This is a genomic window from Rhizobium sp. PAMB 3182, assembly GCF_052908355.1.
Genome location: NZ_CM128607.1, coordinates 477,810 through 493,169, shown reverse-complemented (window position 1 = coordinate 493,169; position 15,360 = coordinate 477,810). Strand labels below are relative to the sequence as shown.

Genomic DNA, 15,360 nt, shown 5'->3' with positions numbered 1-15,360 from the left:
CCGGAAGGGCAGGGCGCTCCCGGTCAATCGTCGCGACAATGTCAGTCGAAGCGGATGATCGCCACTTCGCCTTCGAGGACGCCCTGATAGGCGGAGGCGTGCGGTTCTTCGTCCGGCATGCCGTCGAGCGTGCCGATCTGGTCGAGGTCGGCCTCGGCGAAACCTTCCTGGGCGAGCGCGTCGAGCGCGGTGCGGACCGCGGTATCGTCGTCGGGGGCTGCCAGCATGATATGGATCTCCATGCCTTCGTCGCCCTTTATGCGATACGCTTTTCCGATGATGATGAAGACGATGGGCTCGTCGGGGGCGTTGTCGTTGTCCGGAAATGCGATCATGATCTGCTCCTTGGCGTTCGCCTCTGGAAGGGCCGTCCGACAATCGGGCCGGAGATTCGGTCGGGCGGGGAAAAAGGGAATCGCCACAAAAGCGATTCTTGATTGGTGGTTTGCGACGGGTTATGGAGATGATATTCCCGTCGATCATTGCCTTATTTAGGGCAAGTTCGGGCCTTAGCCCAACGGAAAATGGCACCCAGGCGGTCAATATTCCGAAAATTCGGTTTCGCGACCCCCGCCGGAGGCTCCAGGCCCTGCGTTTTAAGAATTTCTTGGCGCCCGGTCTTGACGGAGAGGGCTTTACGCAGTAGTACCCGCGCCATCGGTCCCGATGTGAGGCTTGACTGTTCGGCGCGACACGCTCTGGAGTTCGTCTCAAACACGGTTCCTAAAATACGTTGAGACTTCGAAATGCTGTACGCATGACGCGAGAGCTTGCGTCCTCTGCTTTTTCTGGTCCATCCGCAAGCGAGCGGGTCGGGCCATATTTTGCGCATTATGACGTCGATCGTGTTGAGCCGTTATCGGCAGTTTAGATCCGCCCGCGAGGGCATGAGACAGAAGATTTTGTAAGGGATGGTTGTATGCCTACCGTAAACCAGCTGATCCGCAAGCCGCGTCAGGCACAGGTAAAGCGCAATAAAGTGCCTGCTCTGCAGGAAAACCCTCAGAAGCGCGGCGTTTGCACCCGTGTTTACACGACGACCCCGAAGAAGCCGAACTCGGCTCTGCGTAAGGTCGCGAAGATCCGCCTGACCAATGGCTTCGAAGTCATCGGCTACATTCCGGGCGAAGGTCACAACCTGCAGGAACACTCCGTCGTCATGATCCGTGGCGGCCGCGTGAAGGACTTGCCGGGCGTGCGTTACCACATCATCCGCGGCGTTCTCGACACCCAGGGCGTCAAGAACCGCAAGCAGCGCCGTTCGAAGTACGGTGCGAAGCGTCCGAAGTAATTCGGGCTTTTATCGTTTTCCAGGCGCTGCGCGAGGTTCTCCGCGTGATGAAGCGTCATAACTGTTGAGAGACAAGTAGTATGTCCCGTCGCCATAGTGCAGAAAAGCGTGAGATCAACCCGGATCCGAAGTTCGGTGATCTCGTCGTTACCAAGTTCATGAATGCCATCATGCTTCATGGCAAAAAGTCGGTTGCTGAATCCATCGTCTACGGCGCATTCGACGCCGTTGAAGGCAAGATGAAGCAGGAACCGGTCGCGATCTTCCATCAGGCACTCGACAACGTTGCTCCGCACGTTGAAGTGCGTTCGCGCCGCGTCGGTGGTGCGACCTACCAGGTTCCGGTCGACGTTCGTCCGGAGCGCCGTCAGGCACTCGCGATCCGTTGGCTGATCGCTGCTGCCCGCAAGCGCAACGAGCCCACCATGATCGATCGCCTCTGCGGCGAACTCATGGATGCGGCCAACAACCGTGGTTCTGCAGTGAAGAAGCGCGAAGACACGCACAAGATGGCTGACGCTAACCGCGCCTTCTCCCACTATCGCTGGTAATCGGCGGCAATTTTCGAAAGGCAGACCAAAATGGCCCGCGAATATAAAATCGAAGACTACCGCAATTTCGGTATCATGGCGCACATCGACGCCGGCAAGACGACCACGACCGAGCGTATCCTTTACTACACCGGCAAGTCGCACAAGATCGGTGAAGTCCATGACGGCGCTGCCACCATGGACTGGATGGAGCAGGAGCAGGAGCGTGGCATCACGATCACGTCCGCTGCCACCACGACCTTCTGGAAGGGCCGTGACGGCAAGATGCGCCGCTTCAACATCATCGACACCCCCGGCCACGTTGACTTCACCATCGAAGTCGAGCGTTCGCTGCGCGTTCTCGACGGTGCCATCGCACTGCTCGACGCCAACGCCGGTGTTGAGCCGCAGACGGAAACCGTCTGGCGTCAGGCTGAGAAGTACCATGTTCCGCGCATGATCTTCTGCAACAAGATGGACAAGACCGGCGCCGACTTCTACCGCTCGGTCGAGATGATCAAGACCCGCCTCGGTGCGACGGCTGTTGTCATGCAGCTGCCGATCGGTGCTGAAGCCGACTTCAAGGGCGTCGTCGACCTGATCGAAATGAACGCTCTCATCTGGCGCGACGAATCGCTCGGCGCTCAGTGGGACGTCGTGGAGATCCCGGCTGACCTGAAGGAAAAGGCTGAAGAATATCGCGAAAAGCTGATCGAGACGGTTGTCGAGATCGACGAAGAAGCGATGGAAGCCTACCTGAACGGCGACATGCCGGACAACGACAAGATCCGCGCCCTCGTTCGTCGTGGCACGATCGACGTGAAGTTCCACCCGATGTTCTGCGGCACCGCCTTCAAGAACAAGGGCGTTCAGCCGCTGCTCGACGCCGTTGTCGAATACCTGCCGTCGCCGCTCGATATCCCGGCGATCAAGGGCGTTGACGTCAAGACCGAAGCCGAAATCGAGCGTCATGCCGATGACGACGAGCCGCTTTCCATGCTCGCCTTCAAGATCATGAACGACCCCTTCGTCGGTTCGCTCACCTTCGCCCGTATCTACTCCGGCAAGCTCGAAAAGGGTTCGTCGGTCATGAACACGGTGAAGGAAAAGCGCGAGCGCGTCGGCCGCATGCTGCAGATGCACTCCAACTCGCGTGAAGACATCGAAGAAGCCTATGCAGGCGACATCGTTGCTCTCGCGGGCCTCAAGGAAACCACCACGGGTGACACGCTCTGCGATCCCCTGAAGCCGGTTATCCTCGAGCGCATGGAATTCCCCGAGCCGGTCATCCAGATCGCCATCGAGCCGAAGACCAAGGGCGACCAGGAAAAGATGGGCCTCGCGCTCAACCGCCTGGCAGCCGAAGATCCGTCCTTCCGCGTGAAGACGGACCATGAATCGGGCCAGACGATCATCGCCGGCATGGGCGAACTGCACCTCGACATCATCGTCGACCGCATGCGTCGTGAGTTCAAGGTTGAAGCATCCGTCGGCGCGCCGCAGGTTGCCTACCGCGAAACCATCACCCGCACCCACGAAGAAGACTACACGCACAAGAAGCAGTCCGGTGGTACCGGCCAGTTCGCGCGCGTCAAGATCATCTTCGAACCGAACCCGGATGGCGAAGATTTCGTCTTCGAATCCAAGATCGTCGGCGGTGCTGTTCCGAAGGAATACATCCCGGGCGTTCAGAAGGGTATCGAAAGCGTTCTGTCTTCCGGTCCGTTGGCTGGCTTCCCGATGCTGGGCGTCAAGGCGACGCTCGTCGACGGTGCCTTCCACGACGTTGACTCCTCGGTCCTGGCATTCGAAATCGCCTCCCGCGCCTGCTTCCGTGAAGCAGCCAAGAAGGCCGGTGCCCAGCTCCTCGAGCCGATGATGAAGGTTGAAGTCGTGACGCCGGAAGATTACGTCGGTGACGTGATCGGCGATCTGAACTCCCGCCGTGGTCAGATCCAGGGTCAGGAAAGCCGTGGTGTTGCCGTTGTCATCAACGCCAACGTTCCGCTGGCCAACATGTTCAAGTACGTCGACAACCTGCGTTCGATGTCTCAGGGCCGCGCCCAGTACTCGATGGTCTTCGACCACTACGCACCGGTTCCGTCGAACGTTGCAACCGAAATCCAGGCGAAGTATTCCGGCCAGAAGTAATTGGCCGGAATACTAGAAACCAAATTGTAGGACATTCCCCCGTAAGAGGGGCAAATTGGAGAGCCGAAAATGGCAAAGAGCAAGTTTGAGCGCAATAAGCCTCACGTAAACATTGGCACGATTGGTCACGTTGACCACGGCAAGACGTCGCTGACGGCAGCGATCACGAAGTTCTTCGGCGAGTTCAAGGCGTACGACCAGATCGACGCTGCTCCGGAAGAAAAGGCTCGTGGCATCACCATCTCGACGGCGCACGTCGAGTATGAGACGGCCAACCGTCACTATGCGCACGTCGACTGCCCCGGCCACGCCGACTACGTCAAGAACATGATCACCGGTGCTGCCCAGATGGACGGCGCGATCCTGGTTTGCTCGGCTGCCGACGGCCCGATGCCGCAGACCCGCGAGCACATCCTGCTCGCCCGTCAGGTTGGCGTTCCGGCGATTGTCGTGTTCCTCAACAAGGTCGACCAGGTCGACGACGAGGAGCTCCTCGAGCTCGTCGAGCTGGAAGTTCGCGAACTTCTGTCGTCCTACGACTTCCCGGGCGACGACATTCCGATCGTCAAGGGTTCGGCTCTGGCCGCTCTCGAAGATTCGGACAAGAAGATCGGCGAAGACGCGATCCGCGCTCTGATGGCCGCTGTCGACGACTACATCCCGACGCCTGAGCGTCCGATCGACCAGCCCTTCCTGATGCCGATCGAAGACGTGTTCTCGATCTCGGGCCGTGGTACGGTTGTGACCGGCCGCGTCGAGCGTGGTGTTGTCAAGGTTGGCGAAGAAATCGAAATCGTTGGCATCAAGCCGACGACGAAGACGACCTGCACCGGCGTTGAAATGTTCCGCAAGCTGCTCGACCAGGGCCAGGCCGGCGACAACATCGGCGCGCTGCTTCGCGGTGTCGACCGCAACGGCGTCGAGCGTGGCCAGATCCTGTGCAAGCCGGGTTCTGTCAAGCCGCACCGCAAGTTCAAGGCCGAAGCCTACATCCTGACGAAGGAAGAAGGCGGCCGTCATACGCCGTTCTTCACGAACTACCGTCCGCAGTTCTACTTCCGCACGACGGACGTTACGGGCATCGTGACGCTTCCGGAAGGCACGGAAATGGTCATGCCTGGCGACAACGTCACCGTTGACGTCGAGCTGATCGTTCCGATCGCGATGGAAGAAAAGCTGCGCTTCGCTATCCGCGAAGGCGGCCGCACCGTCGGCGCCGGCATCGTCGCTTCGATCGTCGAGTAATCGACGGACAAAGTCTCGGGGCAGGGGCCCAGAAGGGTCCCTGTCCTTGTTTGAATAAGAACAAAGATTCAAAACAGCCCTCTTTTGGTGAGGGCATGTTGAACAAGGACAAAACGTATGAACGGCCAGAATATCCGCATCCGCCTGAAGGCGTTTGATCACCGGATCCTCGATGCCTCCACGCGCGAAATCGTGTCGACTGCCAAGCGCACCGGCGCGTCCGTCCGTGGTCCGGTTCCGCTTCCGACGCGGATTGAAAAGTTCACGGTCAACCGTTCGCCGCACATCGACAAGAAGAGCCGCGAACAGTTCGAGATGCGCACCCACAAGCGTCTTCTCGACATCGTCGACCCGACCCCGCAGACGGTTGACGCGCTGATGAAGCTCGATCTGGCCGCCGGCGTAGACGTCGAGATCAAGCTCTAAGAATTCCGGCGAGAGCCGAAATTACAAGGAAGGTACGTGGCTTCGGCCAACGGCTTCTTAAAACGGGAAACCCGAAGGCGATAAGCCGGAGCGGAATCCTTAAACAAAGTGCCAAGGGACTGGCCGCAAATGCCTTTCCCTACTCGCAAGAGGAATGAACCAATGCGTTCAGGTGTGATTGCACAGAAAGTGGGAATGACCCGGGTCTACAACGACGCCGGCGAACACATTCCGGTAACAGTATTGCGCATGGACAGCTGCCAGGTTGTCGCACAGCGCACGAATGACAAGAACGGCTACACCGCAGTTCAGCTCGGTGCAGGCCATTCGAAGGTCAAGAACACGTCGAAGGCGATGCGCGGCAACTTTGCTGCTGCGAACGTTGAGCCCAAGGCGAAGCTCGTCGAATTCCGCGTCTCCGAGGACAACCTCATCGACGTCGGCACCGAGCTGACCGCCGCTCACTTTGCCGCTGGCCAGCTGGTGGACGTCACCGGCACCACGATCGGTAAGGGCTTCGCGGGTGCAATGAAGCGCCACAACTTTGGTGGTCTTCGCGCAACCCACGGCGTGTCGGTATCGCACCGTTCGCATGGTTCGACCGGTAACAACCAGGACCCGGGTAAGGTCTGGAAGGGCAAGCGCATGGCTGGTCACATGGGCCAGACCCGCGTCACCACCCAGAACCTGGAAGTCGTCTCCACCGACGCCGACCGCGGTCTGATCCTGGTCAAGGGCGCCGTTCCCGGCTCCAAGGGTTCCTGGATCATCGTGCGCGACGCCATCAAGTCGGCATCGAAGTAAGGGAGCCATTGATATGGAATTGAACGTCAAGACCCTCGAGGGAAAAGACGCCGGCAAGGTCTCCCTGTCGGATGCTATTTTCGGCCTCGATCCGCGTGAAGACATTCTTGCACGCGTCATCCGCTGGCAGCTCGCCAAGAAGCAGCAGGGCACGCACCAGACCAAGACCCGCGGCGAAGTTTCCCGCACCGGTGCGAAGATGTACAAGCAGAAGGGTACGGGCCGCGCTCGTCACCATTCCGCACGTGCACCGCAGTTCCGCGGCGGCGGTCGTGCTCACGGCCCGCAGACCCGCAGCCACGCTCACGATCTTCCCAAGAAGATCCGTGCTCTCGGCCTGCGTCATGCGCTGTCTGCCAAGTTCAAGGCTGAAGACCTGATCATCATCGACGATCTGGTCTCCAAGGAAGCCAAGACCAAGGCGCTGTCCGGCGTACTGGCGACGCTCGGCCTGGAAAACGCACTGATCATCGGTGGCGCCGAGCTCGACAACAACTTCAAGCTCGCAGCCCAGAACATCCCGAACATCGATGTTCTGCCGGTTCAGGGCATCAACGTTTACGACATCCTGCGCCGCGGCAAGCTCGTGCTCTCCAAGGCTGCTGTCGAAGCTCTGGAGGAGCGGTTCAAATGACTGATCTTCGTCACTACGATGTGATCCGCACGCCGGTCATCACGGAAAAGTCGACCCTTGTTTCTGATAACAACCAGGTCGTATTCAACGTCGCCAAGGACGCCAGCAAGCCTGAAATCAAGGCAGCTGTCGAAGCGCTCTTCGGCGTGAAGGTCAAGGCTGTGAACACGCTCGTCCGCAAGGGCAAGACCAAGCGTTTCCGCGGCTTCTCCGGCAAGCAGTCGGACGTCAAGAAGGCAGTCGTCACGCTCGTTGACGGCCAGTCGATCGACGTCTCCACCGGCCTGTGAGGTAAAAGACAATGGCATTGAAAAGCTTCAACCCGATAACCCCGAGCCAGCGCCAGCTGGTCATCGTCGACCGTTCGGGCCTGTACAAGGGCAAGCCGGTCAAGACGCTGACGGAAGGCCTGACCTCCAAGGGCGGCCGCAACAACGCCGGTCGCGTCACCGCACGCTACAAGGGCGGCGGTCACAAGCGCACCTACCGCATCATCGACTTCAAGCGTCGCAAGTTTGAAGTAGAAGGCACGGTCGAGCGTCTGGAATACGATCCGAACCGCACCGCGTTCATCGCGCTGGTTTCCTACGCCGACGGCGAGCAGGCCTACATCCTGGCTCCGCAGCGTCTGGCTGCAGGCGACAAGGTCATCTCTTCGGAGAAGGGCGCCGATGTGAAGCCCGGCAACACCATGCCGCTTCAGTCGATCCCGGTTGGCTCGATCGTTCACAACGTCGAAATGAAGCCGGGCAAGGGCGGCCAGATCGCCCGTTCGGCTGGGACCTACGTCCAGCTCGTCGGTCGTGACCAGGGCATGGCGATCCTTCGCCTGAACTCGGGCGAGCAGCGTCTCGTTCCCGGCTCTTGCCTTGCAACCATCGGCGCTGTATCGAACCCCGATCACGGCAACATCAATGACGGCAAGGCCGGCCGTACTCGCTGGCGCGGCAAGCGTCCGCACGTTCGCGGCGTCGTCATGAACCCGGTCGACCACCCCCACGGTGGTGGTGAAGGCCGGACTTCCGGTGGTCGTCACCCGGTTTCCCCGTGGGGCAAGCCGACCAAGGGCAAGCGCACACGTTCGAACAAGTCGACCGACAAGTTCATCATGCGCTCGCGCCACCAGAAGAAGAAGTAAGAGAGGTAGTCTGATATGGCTCGTTCAGTATGGAAAGGACCGTTCGTTGACGGCTATCTTCTCAAGAAGGCTGAGAAGGTCCGCGATGGCGGTCGTCACGAAGTAATCAAGACGTGGAGCCGTCGCTCCACGATCCTGCCGCAGTTCGTCGGATTGACCTTCGGCGTCTACAACGGCAGCAAGCATGTTCCGGTTTCCGTCTCGGAAGAAATGGTCGGACACAAGTTCGGCGAATTCTCTCCGACCCGTACCTACTACGGTCACGGTGCCGACAAGAAGGCGAAGAGGAAGTAACGATGGGCAAGGCAAAAGCCGAACGCCGGCTGAAGGACAACGAAGCGCAGGCAGTTGCGCGCACGATCCGCGTCAGCCCCCAGAAGCTGAACCTGGTTGCCGCGATGATCCGCGGCAAGAAGGTCGAGCGCGCGCTGGCAGAACTCGAGTTCTCCCGCAAGCGGATCGCAGGCACGGTGAAGAAGACCCTCGAGTCTGCTATCGCCAACGCTGAAAACAACCACGATCTCGACGTGGACGCTCTGATCGTCGCCGAAGCCTATGTCGGCAAGTCGATCACCATGAAGCGCTTCCACGCCCGTGGCCGTGGCCGTGCATCGCGTGTTGAAAAGCCGTTCTCGCACTTGACGATCGTTGTTCGTGAAGTCGAAGAAAAAGGGGAGGCCGCATAATGGGTCAGAAAATCAATCCAATCGGTTTCCGCCTCGGCATCAACCGCACGTGGGATAGCCGCTGGTATGCAGACAATGCCGAATACGGCCAGCTGCTGCACGAAGACCTGAAGATCCGCGCCTACCTGATGAAGGAACTCAAGCAGGCCGGTATCGCCAAGGTCGTCATCGAGCGTCCGCACAAGAAGTGCCGCGTCACGATCCACTCGGCTCGCCCGGGTCTGATCATCGGCAAGAAGGGCGCTGACATCGAGAAGCTTCGCAAGAAGATCGCCGAGATGACCAGCTCCGAAACGCACCTCAACATCGTTGAAGTGCGCAAGCCGGAAACCGATGCCACGCTCGTCGCCCAGTCGATTGCTCAGCAGCTCGAGCGCCGCGTAGCATTCCGTCGCGCCATGAAGCGTGCCGTTCAGTCTGCGATGCGTCTTGGCGCCGAAGGCATCAAGATCACCTGCGCCGGCCGTCTCGGCGGCGCGGAAATCGCCCGTACCGAATGGTATCGTGAAGGTCGCGTTCCGCTTCATACGCTGCGCGCCGACATCGACTACGGCACGGCTGAAGCTGAAACCGCCTACGGTATCTGCGGCATCAAGGTCTGGATCTTCAAGGGCGAAATCCTTGAGCACGATCCGATGGCTTCCGAGCGCCGTGCGCTTGAAGGTGATAACCAGGGCGGCAACGCCGGCAATCGCCGCCGCGAAAACGCTTAATTCCGCGTTGCGCGTGGTAGAGATTTGGAGAATAGAAAATGTTGCAGCCAAAGCGTACGAAATACCGTAAGCAGTTCAAGGGCCGCATCCATGGCGTTGCCAAGGGCGGCACTGATCTGGCTTTCGGTGAGTTCGGCCTGAAGTCCCAGGAGCCCAACCGCGTCAACGCACGCGAGATCGAAGCGGCCCGCCGCGCGATCACGCGTCACATGAAGCGTGCAGGCCGTGTGTGGATCCGGGTGTTCCCTGATGTTCCGGTCACGAAGAAGCCTACCGAAGTCCGCATGGGTAAGGGTAAGGGCTCCGTCGAATACTGGGCAGCCAAGGTCAAGCCCGGCCGTATCATGTTCGAGATCGATGGTGTCAGCGAAGAGATCGCCCGCGAGGCGCTGCGTCTCGGCGCTGCCAAGCTTTCGGTCAAGACGCGCTTCATCCAGCGCATCGCAGAGTAAGGAACGAAAGCCATGAAAGCCGATGATGTTCGCGCTCTGAGCGCCGATCAGCTGAAAGATGAGCTTGCCAAGCTGAAGAAGGAGCAGTTCAACCTGCGCTTCCAGAAGGCGACCGGCCAGCTCGAAAAGTCTTCGCGCATCCAGGAAGTCCGCCGGGATATTGCACGCATTAAAACCATAGCCGCCCAAAAGGCGACTGAAGCCAAGGCCTGAAGGACCAATAACCATGCCGAAACGTATTCTGCAGGGTACTGTCGTCAGTGACAAGAATGACAAAACGGTAGTTGTCCGCGTTGAGCGTCGATTCGCTCACCCGCTGCTTCAGAAGACCGTTCGTCGTTCCAAGAAGTACAAGGCACACGACGAGAGCAACCAGTACAAGGTTGGTGATGTTGTTTCCATCGAGGAATGCGCACCGATCTCGAAGGACAAGCGCTGGACGGTGATTTCCGCCCAGGCTTAATCATCGGAATTTTCGCCAGGCCCTTGCGTCTGGCGCAGAATTCTGTATGAAGCACTGACTTGGCGCAAAGGACGCCCGTTTTGCGGGCGTCTTTTGCTTTGAATTTAGCGCAGGGCAGGTCCGTTTAGGATACCACCTTGGCAACTTTTCCCCGCGCGAAAAAAACCAAGAGATTCGTTCATAAGCCGGCATAGGGGGCTTTGCGCCCAACCGTGCCGGTTACAACAAGAAGGCGACCTGACATGATTCAGATGCAAACAAACCTCGACGTGGCGGATAATTCCGGCGCACGTCGTGTCATGTGCATCAAGGTGCTGGGCGGCTCCAAGCGCAAGTACGCTTCCATCGGCGACATCATTGTCGTTTCGGTCAAGGAAGCGATCCCGCGCGGCCGCGTCAAGAAGGGTGACGTGATGAAGGCGGTAGTCGTTCGCACCGCCAAGGACATCCGTCGTCCGGACGGCAGCGTTATCCGCTTCGATACCAACGCAGCAGTTCTTATCGACAACAAGAAAGAGCCAATCGGCACCCGTATCTTCGGACCGGTTCCGCGCGAACTTCGCGCCAAGAGCCATATGAAGATCATCTCGCTGGCTCCGGAAGTACTGTAAGGAGCGATGGCTATGCAGAAGATCAAAAAAGGCGACAAGGTTGTCGTTCTGACCGGTAAGGACAAGGGTCGTACCGGTGAAGTAATCCAGGTAATGCCGAAGGACGACCGCGCAGTCGTTCGTGGCGTCAACGTCGTCAAGCGCCACCAGCGCCAGACGCAGACCCAGGAAGCCGGCATTGTTTCCAAGGAAGCGTCGATTCATCTGTCGAATCTCGCGATCGCCGATCCCAAGGACGGCAAGCCGACCCGCGTTGGCTTCAAGGTCGAAGGCGACAAGAAGGTCCGCTTCGCCAAGCGTTCGGGAGAATTGATCGATGGCTGATAACAAGTATGAGCCGCGGCTGAAGGCCGAGTACGTCAGCCGCATCCGCAAGGCGCTGATGGAGCAGTTCTCCTACGACAACGAAATGCAGATCCCGAAGCTTGAAAAGATCGTGATCAACATGGGCGTTGGCGAAGCAACTGCTGATTCGAAGAAGCCCACGATTGCTGCCGCCGACCTGGCCGCCATTGCTGGCCAGAAGCCGGTCATCACCCGTGCACGCAACTCTATCGCCGGCTTCAAGGTTCGTGAGAACATGCCGATCGGCGCCAAGGTGACGCTGCGCGGCACCCGCATGTACGAGTTCCTCGATCGTCTCGTGAACATCGCTCTTCCGCGCGTTCGCGACTTCCGCGGTCTGAACCCGAAAAGCTTTGACGGCCGTGGCAACTTCGCCATGGGCATCAAGGAGCACATTGTGTTCCCTGAGATCAACTACGACAAGGTTGATCAGATGTGGGGCATGGACATCATCGTTTGCACGACGGCCAAGACCGACGACGAAGCTCGGGCTCTTCTGAAAGAGTTCAACTTCCCGTTCCGTCAGTAACCGTAACGACGAGCGTAGAGAAGGAACACCGATATGGCGAAAGTCAGCGCAGTTGAAAAGAACAAGCGCCGCCGCAAGACGGTCGCCCAGCAGGCAGCCAAGCGCGCCGGCCTGAAGGCGATCATCATGAACCAGGATCTTCCGATCGAAGACCGGTTCAAGGCCACCCTCAAGCTGGCAGAACTGCCGCGCGACGGGTCCAAGACACGTATCCGCAACCGTTGCGAAGTCACCGGTCGCCCGCGGGCATTCTATCGTAAGCTCAAGATGTCGCGTATTGCGCTTCGCGAGCTGGGCAACCTCGGCAAGGTGCCGGGCGTCGTCAAGTCGAGCTGGTAAGGAGACGGGCACATGGCTATGACTGATCCTTTGGGCGATATGCTCACCCGTATCCGCAACGGCGCCGCCCGCAAGAAGTCGTCGGTTTCGACCCCGGCTTCCAAGCTGCGCGCCCGCGTGCTCGATGTCCTGCAGGCTGAAGGCTACATCCGTGGCTATTCGGAAGTGCAGTTCGAAAACGGCAAGTCCGAGCTTTCGATCGAGCTGAAGTACTACGAAGGCGCTTCCGTTATCCGTGAGATCGGACGCGTATCCAAGCCGGGCCGCCGAGTTTACGTCTCGGTTAAGTCCATTCCGCAGGTCGCGAACGGTCTCGGCATCACCATCCTTTCGACTCCGAAGGGTGTGATGGCTGATCACCAGGCTCGCGAACAGAATGTTGGTGGTGAGGTTCTGTGCTCCGTCTTCTAAGGCGGTGCATAGATCTCCATAGCGAAACAGACAGGATTTAAAATGTCTCGTATCGGTAAAAAACCCGTTCCGGTTCCTGCGGGCGTGACCGCCTCGGTCGACGGCCAGAAGGTTACCGCGAAGGGCCCTAAGGGCGAACTCTTCTTCGTTGCTAATGACGAAGTCGCCCTCAAGCTGGAGGACAACAGCGTTGTCGTCACTCCGGTCAACCAGAGCAAGGATGCTCGTTCGAAGTGGGGCATGTCCCGCACGATGATCGAGAACATCTTCAAGGGCGTTAAGGACGGCTTCGAGCGCAAGCTCGAAATCAACGGCGTCGGTTACCGCGCATCCATGCAGGGCACGAACCTGCAGCTGGCGCTCGGCTTCAGCCACGACGTTGTTTATCAGCCCCCGCAGGGCATCACGCTGGCCTGCCCGAAGCCGACGGAAATCGTCGTCACCGGCATCGACAGACAGGTTGTCGGCCAGGTTGCTGCTGAAATCCGCAGCTACCGCGGCCCCGAGCCCTACAAGGGCAAGGGCGTCAAGTATGCCGAAGAGCGGATTGTCCGCAAAGAAGGCAAGAAGAAGTAAGGAACACGCGAAATGGCTAGCAGGAAAGAATCCCTCCAGCGTCGCGCCAGCCGCGTGCGTCGCCAGCTCAAGAAGGTGGCCAACGGCCGTCCGCGCCTGTCGGTTCATCGCTCGTCGAAGAACATCTACGCACAGGTCATCGATGATGTTGCAGGCCACACGCTTGCAGCTGCTTCCACTCTGGAAGCCGATCTGCGCAAGGACCTGAAGACCGGCGCCGACACCTCGGCCGCTGCTGTCGTCGGCAAGCTCCTTGCTGAGCGTGCCGTCAAGGCAGGCGTCAGCGAAGTTGTCTTCGACCGTGGCGCTTTCATCTATCACGGCCGCATCAAGGCACTCGCCGATGCAGCCCGTGAAGGTGGCCTGAGCTTCTGATTAGGTTTCTGCCCGGCCTCCAGTCGAGGCCGGGCAGTTTCGGGCCTACGCCCACTCATGAACCCGGGCCGTGCCGACCCCCTTATGCGTAAGGGGAGGTGGGGTCTAATTGCATATCTGCCGATTGCACCCGGAAAAGAAAAAGGAACAGGACAATGGCACAGGAAAAGCGTGGCTCGCGCGAGGATCGCCAGAGCCGTGAAGAACGCGATAGCGAATTCGTCGACAAGCTGGTCGCGATCAACCGCGTCGCAAAGGTTGTTAAGGGTGGCCGTCGCTTCGGCTTTGCCGCTCTCGTCGTCGTCGGCGACCAGAAGGGCCGCGTAGGCTTTGGTCACGGCAAGGCACGTGAAGTGCCGGAAGCCATCCGCAAGGCAACCGAATCCGCCAAGCGCGACATGATCTTCGTACCGCTGCGCGACGGCCGTACGCTGCACCATGACGTTCACGGCCGTCACGGCGCCGGCAAGGTTCTGCTGCGCGCTGCCAAGGCTGGTACCGGCATCATCGCCGGCGGCCCGATGCGCGCCGTCTTCGAAACGCTCGGCATGCACGACGTCGTTGCAAAGTCGACCGGTTCGTCGAACCCGTACAACATGGTTCGCGCCACGTTCGACGCCCTGAAGCACCAGGTTCATCCGAAGGATGTTGCTGCTCAGCGCGGTCTCAAGTACGCAACCCTGCAGGCTCGCCGCGTTGCAGCCGGCATTGCCTCTGAAGAATAAGGGGAGACTTGACCATGGCCAAGAAGCCCGCAGAGAAGAAGATGCTGACCGTCGAACAGATCGGCAGCCCCATCCGCCGCCCGGAAGTCCAGCGCAAGACGCTGATCGGCCTGGGCCTCAACAAGATGCACCGCCGCCGCCAGCTGGAAGATACCCCGTCTGTTCGTGGCATGATCCGCGCTGTGCAGCATCTCGTTCGCATCGTCGACGAGAAGTAAGCCGGAGGATTGATCGATGAAACTGAATGAAATCAAAGACAACGAAGGCGCAACCAAGTCGCGCAAGCGTATCGGCCGCGGCATCGGCTCGGGCACCGGCAAGACCGGTGGCCGCGGTGTAAAGGGTCAGAAGGCGCGTTCGGGTGTAGCCGTCAACGGCTTCGAAGGCGGCCAGATGCCCATCTACCGCCGTCTGCCGAAGCGTGGCTTCAACAACATCTTCGCGTCCGAGTTCGCTGAAGTATCGCTCGGCCGCCTCCAGGCAGCCGTCGACGCCGGCAAGCTCGATGCCAAGAAGACCGTTGATGCCGAAGCCCTGAAGGCTGCTGGCGTGATTCGTCGCACCAAGGATGGCGTTCGCGTCCTCTCCGACGGCGAACTGAAGGCCAAGCTTTCGATCGAAGTCGCCGGCGCCTCCAAGGCTGCCGTCGAAAAGATCGAAAAGGCCGGTGGCTCGATCAAGCTTCTCTCTGCAGAAGCTGCTGAATAAACAATTTGCGAAGTTATCGCCCGGGGTGCTTCACACCGGGCGATTTTGCTCTCATATAAGAGCCTCACAATTCCGGTCGCGATGATGTTGCATTATTGGACCGGGCACAAACGGAAAACGAGGGTGAGGCGTTTGGTTGCGTTGCAATCCGTCCTTGGCTTTGCTTTCTGGAATGTCATGAAGACTGAGTCTCGACCCCTCTGAGGAC

26 protein-coding genes are annotated in these 15,360 nt (G+C 59.3%); 25 read left to right on the top strand and 1 reads right to left on the bottom strand.

The window, feature by feature from the left end; translation table 11 throughout:
• Positions 1 to 41 precede the first annotated feature (41 nt).
• Positions 42 to 335 carry a transcriptional regulator gene (locus ACU5AZ_RS02545; protein ID WP_261930356.1) on the bottom strand — a complete coding sequence of 98 codons (294 nt, stop codon included), beginning with the start codon at positions 333 to 335 and terminating at the stop codon, positions 42 to 44.
• Between the two features lie 584 nt (positions 336 to 919).
• Here ACU5AZ_RS02545 and rpsL point away from each other — a divergent pair.
• The 25 genes from rpsL (at position 920) to rplO (ending at position 15,152) form a co-directional block, all read left to right on the top strand.
• Complete coding sequence (gene rpsL / locus ACU5AZ_RS02540) at positions 920 to 1,291, top strand: 30S ribosomal protein S12 (protein ID WP_003507760.1); 372 nt, start codon at positions 920 to 922, stop codon at positions 1,289 to 1,291.
• An 80-nt stretch (positions 1,292 to 1,371) separates the two neighbouring features.
• Positions 1,372 to 1,842 carry a 30S ribosomal protein S7 gene (rpsG, locus tag ACU5AZ_RS02535; protein WP_261930355.1) on the top strand — a complete coding sequence of 157 codons (471 nt, stop codon included), beginning with the start codon at positions 1,372 to 1,374 and terminating at the stop codon, positions 1,840 to 1,842.
• A 30-nt stretch (positions 1,843 to 1,872) separates the two neighbouring features.
• Positions 1,873 to 3,972 (top strand): elongation factor G, encoded by a 2,100-nt coding sequence (fusA, locus tag ACU5AZ_RS02530; protein WP_446824489.1) that lies wholly within the window; start codon positions 1,873 to 1,875, stop codon positions 3,970 to 3,972.
• 69 nt (positions 3,973 to 4,041) lie between these two features.
• Positions 4,042 to 5,217, top strand: a complete 1,176-nt coding sequence (gene tuf, locus ACU5AZ_RS02525; RefSeq protein ID WP_446824488.1) for an elongation factor Tu — start codon at positions 4,042 to 4,044, stop codon at positions 5,215 to 5,217.
• A 117-nt stretch (positions 5,218 to 5,334) separates the two neighbouring features.
• Positions 5,335 to 5,643 carry a 30S ribosomal protein S10 gene (gene rpsJ, locus ACU5AZ_RS02520; RefSeq protein WP_003547547.1) on the top strand — a complete coding sequence of 103 codons (309 nt, stop codon included), beginning with the start codon at positions 5,335 to 5,337 and terminating at the stop codon, positions 5,641 to 5,643.
• A 162-nt stretch (positions 5,644 to 5,805) separates the two neighbouring features.
• The gene (gene rplC, locus ACU5AZ_RS02515; RefSeq protein WP_261930352.1) at positions 5,806 to 6,447 is read left to right on the top strand and encodes a 50S ribosomal protein L3; all 642 of its coding nucleotides are present in this window, start codon (positions 5,806 to 5,808) and stop codon (positions 6,445 to 6,447) included.
• 13 nt (positions 6,448 to 6,460) lie between these two features.
• Complete coding sequence (gene rplD / locus ACU5AZ_RS02510; protein WP_446824487.1) at positions 6,461 to 7,081, top strand: 50S ribosomal protein L4; 621 nt, start codon at positions 6,461 to 6,463, stop codon at positions 7,079 to 7,081.
• The gene (locus ACU5AZ_RS02505) at positions 7,078 to 7,371 is read left to right on the top strand and encodes a 50S ribosomal protein L23 (RefSeq protein ID WP_261930350.1); all 294 of its coding nucleotides are present in this window, start codon (positions 7,078 to 7,080) and stop codon (positions 7,369 to 7,371) included. Before rplD ends, ACU5AZ_RS02505 begins: the two co-directional genes overlap by 4 nt.
• A gap of 11 nt (positions 7,372 to 7,382) precedes the next feature.
• A complete protein-coding gene (rplB, locus tag ACU5AZ_RS02500) occupies positions 7,383 to 8,219 on the top strand; it encodes a 50S ribosomal protein L2 (RefSeq protein WP_446824486.1) in 837 nt (278 codons plus the stop codon).
• Positions 8,220 to 8,234: 15 nt separating this feature from the next.
• Positions 8,235 to 8,513, top strand: coding sequence for a 30S ribosomal protein S19 (gene rpsS / locus ACU5AZ_RS02495; protein WP_261930348.1), 279 nt, complete (start codon positions 8,235 to 8,237; stop codon positions 8,511 to 8,513).
• Positions 8,514 to 8,515: 2 nt separating this feature from the next.
• The gene (gene rplV, locus ACU5AZ_RS02490; protein WP_446824485.1) at positions 8,516 to 8,905 is read left to right on the top strand and encodes a 50S ribosomal protein L22; all 390 of its coding nucleotides are present in this window, start codon (positions 8,516 to 8,518) and stop codon (positions 8,903 to 8,905) included.
• Positions 8,905 to 9,618 (top strand): 30S ribosomal protein S3, encoded by a 714-nt coding sequence (gene rpsC, locus ACU5AZ_RS02485; protein WP_446824484.1) that lies wholly within the window; start codon positions 8,905 to 8,907, stop codon positions 9,616 to 9,618. Before rplV ends, rpsC begins: the two co-directional genes overlap by 1 nt.
• Before the next feature lie 38 nt (positions 9,619 to 9,656).
• Positions 9,657 to 10,070: a 50S ribosomal protein L16 gene (rplP, locus tag ACU5AZ_RS02480; protein WP_446824483.1), complete on the top strand. Its 414-nt coding sequence runs from the start codon at positions 9,657 to 9,659 to the stop codon at positions 10,068 to 10,070.
• Positions 10,071 to 10,082: 12 nt separating this feature from the next.
• The gene (rpmC, locus tag ACU5AZ_RS02475) at positions 10,083 to 10,283 is read left to right on the top strand and encodes a 50S ribosomal protein L29 (RefSeq protein WP_261930344.1); all 201 of its coding nucleotides are present in this window, start codon (positions 10,083 to 10,085) and stop codon (positions 10,281 to 10,283) included.
• Positions 10,284 to 10,296: 13 nt separating this feature from the next.
• On the top strand, positions 10,297 to 10,533 hold the full coding sequence (gene rpsQ, locus ACU5AZ_RS02470) for a 30S ribosomal protein S17 (RefSeq protein ID WP_446824482.1): 237 nt from the start codon (positions 10,297 to 10,299) through the stop codon (positions 10,531 to 10,533).
• 242 nt (positions 10,534 to 10,775) lie between these two features.
• Positions 10,776 to 11,144 (top strand): 50S ribosomal protein L14, encoded by a 369-nt coding sequence (gene rplN / locus ACU5AZ_RS02465; RefSeq protein WP_261930342.1) that lies wholly within the window; start codon positions 10,776 to 10,778, stop codon positions 11,142 to 11,144.
• 12 nt (positions 11,145 to 11,156) lie between these two features.
• Positions 11,157 to 11,468, top strand: a complete 312-nt coding sequence (rplX, locus tag ACU5AZ_RS02460; RefSeq protein WP_261930341.1) for a 50S ribosomal protein L24 — start codon at positions 11,157 to 11,159, stop codon at positions 11,466 to 11,468.
• On the top strand, positions 11,461 to 12,018 hold the full coding sequence (gene rplE / locus ACU5AZ_RS02455; protein WP_446824481.1) for a 50S ribosomal protein L5: 558 nt from the start codon (positions 11,461 to 11,463) through the stop codon (positions 12,016 to 12,018). The genes rplX and rplE overlap by 8 nt, the downstream gene beginning before the upstream one ends.
• Positions 12,019 to 12,051: 33 nt before the next feature.
• On the top strand, positions 12,052 to 12,357 hold the full coding sequence (rpsN, locus tag ACU5AZ_RS02450; RefSeq protein ID WP_261930339.1) for a 30S ribosomal protein S14: 306 nt from the start codon (positions 12,052 to 12,054) through the stop codon (positions 12,355 to 12,357).
• 12 nt (positions 12,358 to 12,369) lie between these two features.
• Positions 12,370 to 12,768: a 30S ribosomal protein S8 gene (rpsH, locus tag ACU5AZ_RS02445; protein ID WP_446824480.1), complete on the top strand. Its 399-nt coding sequence runs from the start codon at positions 12,370 to 12,372 to the stop codon at positions 12,766 to 12,768.
• Between the two features lie 42 nt (positions 12,769 to 12,810).
• Positions 12,811 to 13,344, top strand: a complete 534-nt coding sequence (gene rplF, locus ACU5AZ_RS02440; RefSeq protein WP_446824479.1) for a 50S ribosomal protein L6 — start codon at positions 12,811 to 12,813, stop codon at positions 13,342 to 13,344.
• Positions 13,345 to 13,356: 12 nt separating this feature from the next.
• Complete coding sequence (gene rplR / locus ACU5AZ_RS02435; RefSeq protein WP_446824478.1) at positions 13,357 to 13,719, top strand: 50S ribosomal protein L18; 363 nt, start codon at positions 13,357 to 13,359, stop codon at positions 13,717 to 13,719.
• Positions 13,720 to 13,874: 155 nt separating this feature from the next.
• The gene (rpsE, locus tag ACU5AZ_RS02430) at positions 13,875 to 14,444 is read left to right on the top strand and encodes a 30S ribosomal protein S5 (RefSeq protein WP_261930335.1); all 570 of its coding nucleotides are present in this window, start codon (positions 13,875 to 13,877) and stop codon (positions 14,442 to 14,444) included.
• Between the two features lie 14 nt (positions 14,445 to 14,458).
• Entirely contained in the window at positions 14,459 to 14,662 is a 204-nt protein-coding gene (gene rpmD / locus ACU5AZ_RS02425; protein WP_261930334.1) for a 50S ribosomal protein L30, read from the top strand.
• 16 nt (positions 14,663 to 14,678) lie between these two features.
• Positions 14,679 to 15,152, top strand: coding sequence for a 50S ribosomal protein L15 (gene rplO / locus ACU5AZ_RS02420; RefSeq protein WP_446824477.1), 474 nt, complete (start codon positions 14,679 to 14,681; stop codon positions 15,150 to 15,152).
• Positions 15,153 to 15,360: the final 208 nt, after the last annotated feature.

What these genes read in the sequence shown, in the direction of transcription:
- ACU5AZ_RS02545 (WP_261930356.1), bottom strand. Translation starts at nt 335, where the DNA reads ATGATCGCATTTCCGGACAACGACAACGCCCCCGACGAGCCCATCGTC.
- rpsL (WP_003507760.1), top strand. Translation starts at nt 920, where the DNA reads ATGCCTACCGTAAACCAGCTGATCCGCAAGCCGCGTCAGGCACAGGTA.
- rpsG (WP_261930355.1), top strand. Translation starts at nt 1,372, where the DNA reads ATGTCCCGTCGCCATAGTGCAGAAAAGCGTGAGATCAACCCGGATCCG.
- fusA (WP_446824489.1), top strand. Translation starts at nt 1,873, where the DNA reads ATGGCCCGCGAATATAAAATCGAAGACTACCGCAATTTCGGTATCATG.
- tuf (WP_446824488.1), top strand. Translation starts at nt 4,042, where the DNA reads ATGGCAAAGAGCAAGTTTGAGCGCAATAAGCCTCACGTAAACATTGGC.
- rpsJ (WP_003547547.1), top strand. Translation starts at nt 5,335, where the DNA reads ATGAACGGCCAGAATATCCGCATCCGCCTGAAGGCGTTTGATCACCGG.
- rplC (WP_261930352.1), top strand. Translation starts at nt 5,806, where the DNA reads ATGCGTTCAGGTGTGATTGCACAGAAAGTGGGAATGACCCGGGTCTAC.
- rplD (WP_446824487.1), top strand. Translation starts at nt 6,461, where the DNA reads ATGGAATTGAACGTCAAGACCCTCGAGGGAAAAGACGCCGGCAAGGTC.
- ACU5AZ_RS02505 (WP_261930350.1), top strand. Translation starts at nt 7,078, where the DNA reads ATGACTGATCTTCGTCACTACGATGTGATCCGCACGCCGGTCATCACG.
- rplB (WP_446824486.1), top strand. Translation starts at nt 7,383, where the DNA reads ATGGCATTGAAAAGCTTCAACCCGATAACCCCGAGCCAGCGCCAGCTG.
- rpsS (WP_261930348.1), top strand. Translation starts at nt 8,235, where the DNA reads ATGGCTCGTTCAGTATGGAAAGGACCGTTCGTTGACGGCTATCTTCTC.
- rplV (WP_446824485.1), top strand. Translation starts at nt 8,516, where the DNA reads ATGGGCAAGGCAAAAGCCGAACGCCGGCTGAAGGACAACGAAGCGCAG.
- rpsC (WP_446824484.1), top strand. Translation starts at nt 8,905, where the DNA reads ATGGGTCAGAAAATCAATCCAATCGGTTTCCGCCTCGGCATCAACCGC.
- rplP (WP_446824483.1), top strand. Translation starts at nt 9,657, where the DNA reads ATGTTGCAGCCAAAGCGTACGAAATACCGTAAGCAGTTCAAGGGCCGC.
- rpmC (WP_261930344.1), top strand. Translation starts at nt 10,083, where the DNA reads ATGAAAGCCGATGATGTTCGCGCTCTGAGCGCCGATCAGCTGAAAGAT.
- rpsQ (WP_446824482.1), top strand. Translation starts at nt 10,297, where the DNA reads ATGCCGAAACGTATTCTGCAGGGTACTGTCGTCAGTGACAAGAATGAC.
- rplN (WP_261930342.1), top strand. Translation starts at nt 10,776, where the DNA reads ATGATTCAGATGCAAACAAACCTCGACGTGGCGGATAATTCCGGCGCA.
- rplX (WP_261930341.1), top strand. Translation starts at nt 11,157, where the DNA reads ATGCAGAAGATCAAAAAAGGCGACAAGGTTGTCGTTCTGACCGGTAAG.
- rplE (WP_446824481.1), top strand. Translation starts at nt 11,461, where the DNA reads ATGGCTGATAACAAGTATGAGCCGCGGCTGAAGGCCGAGTACGTCAGC.
- rpsN (WP_261930339.1), top strand. Translation starts at nt 12,052, where the DNA reads ATGGCGAAAGTCAGCGCAGTTGAAAAGAACAAGCGCCGCCGCAAGACG.
- rpsH (WP_446824480.1), top strand. Translation starts at nt 12,370, where the DNA reads ATGGCTATGACTGATCCTTTGGGCGATATGCTCACCCGTATCCGCAAC.
- rplF (WP_446824479.1), top strand. Translation starts at nt 12,811, where the DNA reads ATGTCTCGTATCGGTAAAAAACCCGTTCCGGTTCCTGCGGGCGTGACC.
- rplR (WP_446824478.1), top strand. Translation starts at nt 13,357, where the DNA reads ATGGCTAGCAGGAAAGAATCCCTCCAGCGTCGCGCCAGCCGCGTGCGT.
- rpsE (WP_261930335.1), top strand. Translation starts at nt 13,875, where the DNA reads ATGGCACAGGAAAAGCGTGGCTCGCGCGAGGATCGCCAGAGCCGTGAA.
- rpmD (WP_261930334.1), top strand. Translation starts at nt 14,459, where the DNA reads ATGGCCAAGAAGCCCGCAGAGAAGAAGATGCTGACCGTCGAACAGATC.
- rplO (WP_446824477.1), top strand. Translation starts at nt 14,679, where the DNA reads ATGAAACTGAATGAAATCAAAGACAACGAAGGCGCAACCAAGTCGCGC.